Origin of the sequence: Schlesneria sp., from assembly GCF_036405755.1 — a bacterium.
In the GTDB taxonomy this organism is placed as follows: domain Bacteria; phylum Planctomycetota; class Planctomycetia; order Planctomycetales; family Planctomycetaceae; genus Schlesneria; species Schlesneria sphaerica.
Window position 1 is genome coordinate 1 of sequence record NZ_DASWWZ010000186.1, and the last position, 4,264, is coordinate 4,264.

The window sequence follows — 4,264 nt, forward strand, 5'->3', positions numbered from 1 at the left end:
CGTGCCTGATCCTGGCGTGGCATCCTGAGGCAATGGACGAGGTTCGAATTGGACGCTGTTACGGGCTGATGATCCTGCTTTCGGCCGTGAGTTTTCTCGTCACAGTCAGGTGGCTGAAATCTCCTTCCCGCTGGAGTTACGCGATCCTCTGGGGTCTGATTGGTGGTGCCCTATTGTGGACTCATTATCTCACGGCCCCGGTTTTGGCTGTTCAGCTGGTCGTTTTATTGGGCTTGATTCGAATCGGCTCCACGGCAAGTCGCCCACCGCTGATGCATCTGGCTGCGGGGGTTCTGATCGTCGTGGCTTTGGGCGTGCCTCTAGTTCCCTCGGTGATTCGGATGGCGGAGTGGAATTCTGCTTTCGGATTCGGGCAACAGCCGACACCCCTGTGGGAATTGTTTGGCCCGATCTGGGTTGTGGGGCTGGTTGTGGGGCTGGTTGTGGGGCTGGTCATCGCGAAGCTGGTCACGGGACGATCATCCTCAATGCCGTCCGAAGTTAACTCCCGCCACGCATTGGTTGTGCTGCTGGTGTGGGGTCTGGCTCCTCTCGTCATGATGGCCGTGGTCACGCATCTGGGGATGCCGGGTCTTAACAATCCTCGTTATCGAGTGGCGTTCGCTGCTCCCGGGGCGTGTTGTCTGGCGTTGTTGCTCGTTCGATATCATTCGCCGGTCGGCGCGGCCGTCGGCGCTGTTGCTCTTCTGATTGCCGCATGGAGTCTGGAAACACATCGCGTTTGGCAGTCAGGTCGCGTATCGGGGGTTGAGCGATTTCACTGGCGTGAGATCGCTCTCACCATCGAACGAGATGGGCAGCCCGGTGAACCGGTATTCGTTCAAAGCGGATTGATGGAGGGATTTCTTGTTCCCCAGTTTTTCAATGATCCACTCTTCATGGACTATGTGGCCTGTCGTGTGAGCAAGTTCTACCTGCCGTCGTTCCACCCGCGATATGCGTTACCCTTTCTGTGGAACGGACGAGATCCGTTAATCGATTACTATCGGACGCTGATTCGGCAGCACGGCGATCAGTCGCGGGCAGTCTGGGTCGCCTGTGCGACGGATACGGATTTATGCCGGAATTCCCTGCCCGCGATGCATCTCCTGTTAAGTGAGGCGGGTTATCAGCTGGTTGACCGTCAGACGCATTCCACTGCCGAGCTTGTCCGGTACGAGCTTCGTGAGGGGCGGAAAGTGCTACCGTCGGGAGGGAATCGCTAACCGCGTCCCTGGTTCATCAAACGAGTCCGGCTTTCTTTCGCAGGAACCATTCGCAGCTCATCAGTCCCACGAAGGTCAGCAGCAGCCACCAGTTATCCCACAGGGTGGTAATCTGAATTCGGGTCAGAGCGTCATACTTCGTTTGCTTCAGTCGCTCGATGAGGCTTCCGAGCTCTTCTGGCTTGAGAGACGTCCCGCCTGTAACAGAGGCAAGTTCCTTCAAAAAATCATGGTCGGCGCTTGGATAGTCAAGTTCGAGATCGCGTGCATCCACAATGAATCGCGTGTAGGCCATTTCGGGGATTGATTCCCCCGATCGGCGGGCGGAGACGCGGACCCAGTAATCACCCGGTTCCGACGTGGCCGAGAATTCAGCGGAATGCTCATCGTTTAATTGTCTTGGACTGGGTCTTTCGATCTGGCCGTCGGGCTTGGTCACTTCAATTTCGAAACGCGTGTCTTTCGCGGGCCGTCCATCTGCGGTTCGTGCACCAAACAAGATGGACGCGTTTGATCCTGGTGCGAAATTGCGGGGATCGACATTCACCCAAACGGGCTGGTCGGTGTCGGCTTCTTTTTTTGCCAGCCACAGAATCATCTGCCGCCAGAACCGTTGATGTAAGTCGGCTTTTCCGTCGAGACACCAAAGCCACGTCGAGTCTCCACCGAAGGCTGCGACGCGGGCTTTGCCGACGTCGTTGACCAGCAGCAGCGGTTGTTTGTCAGCAGTCTCGGCCCAGATTCGAACGAGGTCATTCACGGGACGAAGTCGCGTTGCCCCTTCCAGTGCCGGGAGGTTCGTCCAGAGCGATCGATTCTTGTCGCTGCTTCCCAGTTGCATCACAAACTCTTTTAACCCCCGATCCGTCGGCACCAGTTTGACGTCGCCCATATACTGAGTATTCGGGTTAAGTTTCCCGATCGGGCGATAGTCGGCGGCATCCATTTTGACGGGCAGGAGGTCCGCGAGGGGAGTAAGTGCGTATCCGCCGGTGGCAAAATTCTGCAGCCCTCCGATCATCAGCAGCCCGGCTCCATCCTCGACTCGCGCGGCGAGTTTTTCGAGGATTTCGTTGCCGAACCACTCCGCTCGCACATCGCCGATCAGGTAAACATCGAACCGGCCGGGTTCGAACCAGGATCGATCCAGTTTCGTCTGGCTGGCAGATCGTCCCGCTCGGACTTCCTGGAATTCCAACTGGATTTTGTCGGCTCCGTTGACCATACGGATGCGTGATTGCTCGGGGCGCAACTGATCGAAGTACGCAACGTTCAGGCCTCCCTTTTTGACAGAGACAATGGTTTCCCGGCGATTGTTGCGAGTCAGCAGTTCGGTCTCGTCCGACTCCACCTGGATGGCGACTTTCAGTTCCCCGGCGGTTTGTGGCACGAACGAAAGGTCGACGGCCAGCGTTTCCGCATCCCCCTGAACCTCGAACTCCTTGACGGTCTGAGCCTGGTATGTTGCGGGGGCGGGTTTGAATTCGCCCGACTCATTCATCCGCTTTCCGGTGCGGTCTTCGAGCAGGACCCGAACTCGAATTTTTTTCCCTCGGGCGCCCATCGCCCGCACCTTGCAGGAAATGGGAACCAGTTTCTTTTCGAAGACGATGGGATCAATTCGCAGGTCTTCGACCGCCAGATCGAGTGACGCAGTCGAAAGTGAGGACGTTCCATAGACGACGGCATAGATCGGAACCTGGCTGTCCCCCAGCTTTCGGGCAGCGGTCAGCGGGTCAGCGTCGTATGGGGGAATTGCGCGTTGAGCACCATCGGTCAGTAGCAGAAGGCCCAGCGAACGGTGATCGCGTGTCTCCCGAATTACATCCTCCAGGACAGCCCCGAACGCCGTCTGATCACCGGTTCCTTCTGTGGCAGCGGGATTGTGAGGGGCGAGTCCTCGATCAAAATCGAACTGACGAACCGTGACCTGGTTTCCGAGTTCTTTCCATTTCGGCTCGTACCGGGTCAAGTCAGCGCGGACCGCGCTGAAGCGGGATGTCCCCCCGGGCATGTCTGAGGTGTTCATGCTGCGGCTGGTGTCAGCAAGAATGAGCAACTGAACGGGGTTGTCGTCGGTGTCAGAAGTCTGGATCGCTGGCCTGAACATGGCAAACGTCAGGACGAGGACCGCGAGCATTCGCAGCGTCAACAGCAGTTGAGCCTGCCGGCGCGGAAGTCGTTTCAGCTGGGCCTGGTAAGTCACGTAGACGAGTACAACCAGTCCCAGGCTGGTGAGTATCACCAGTGGCCAGGACCAGATGGGCTCGAAGAAAACTTGCATAGGTTTCAACAGGTTCGGTGTCCGCAGTGTGAACGCAAATGGCTTGTGCAATCATCTTACGCGAGCGTCACAGAATCTATCCGAATGGCGTCATTACTTCGATTCCAGAGACATTTCCTGCTGAGCCCCGTCACGAGTGTCAAGATCAGAGTCCCAATTTAATGCAGACTCCAAAGGCAATAATCATACGAAATGCAATAATCGCAGGCTGGTCGAATTGTGGTTCTGGAGACACCAGCGTATGATCTGCGCTTGGTTGCGGCGCAGTTGCGGCAACTTTCCCGCCGCTGCGGTGGCGGGTGGCTGCATCGAGTGATGCAGTGCTAGAGGTTTTTTCAGGAGGCCCCTTCATGGGCAAGAAACTGTACGTCGGCAATTTGTCCTACGGAGTTACCGACAGCCAGTTGGAACAGCTGTTCTCGGCACACGGTGCCGTGCAGTCTGCACAAGTGATCATGGATCGCGATACAGGTCGATCCAAGGGATTCGGATTCGTTGAGATGAGCAACTCGTCCGAAGCAGAAGCCGCAATTGGCGCGCTGAATGGCGTCGAAAAAGACGGCCGAGCAATGACCGTTAATGAAGCTCGACCCAAAGCAGAAGGTGGTGGTGGCCGCGGTCGTAGTGATTACGGCGGCGGCGGTGGTGGTCGACGCTACTAATAAATAGCAGTCCGCATGCAGTATGAGAGCCCGGTTTCCAACGAAGCCGGGCTCTTTTCGCAATACGCCGTCCGATAGGCGGCATCCGTAAA

The 4,264-nt window shown here is 57.0% G+C and carries 3 protein-coding genes; 2 read left to right on the top strand and 1 reads right to left on the bottom strand.

Going from position 1 to position 4,264, the window contains the following annotated elements:
• Positions 1 to 1,226 (top strand): hypothetical protein (locus VGE80_RS06240; protein ID WP_440592056.1); only part of this gene is annotated, 1,226 nt, incomplete at its 5' end.
• Between the two features lie 16 nt (positions 1,227 to 1,242).
• Here VGE80_RS06240 and VGE80_RS06245 read toward each other — a convergent pair.
• Positions 1,243 to 3,510 carry a hypothetical protein gene (locus VGE80_RS06245; RefSeq protein ID WP_440592057.1) on the bottom strand — a complete coding sequence of 756 codons (2,268 nt, stop codon included), beginning with the start codon at positions 3,508 to 3,510 and terminating at the stop codon, positions 1,243 to 1,245.
• A gap of 350 nt (positions 3,511 to 3,860) precedes the next feature.
• On the opposite strand from VGE80_RS06245, the gene VGE80_RS06250 reads away from it, so the two are divergent.
• Entirely contained in the window at positions 3,861 to 4,172 is a 312-nt protein-coding gene (locus tag VGE80_RS06250) for an RNA recognition motif domain-containing protein (protein ID WP_440592058.1), read from the top strand.
• Positions 4,173 to 4,264 lie beyond the last annotated feature (92 nt).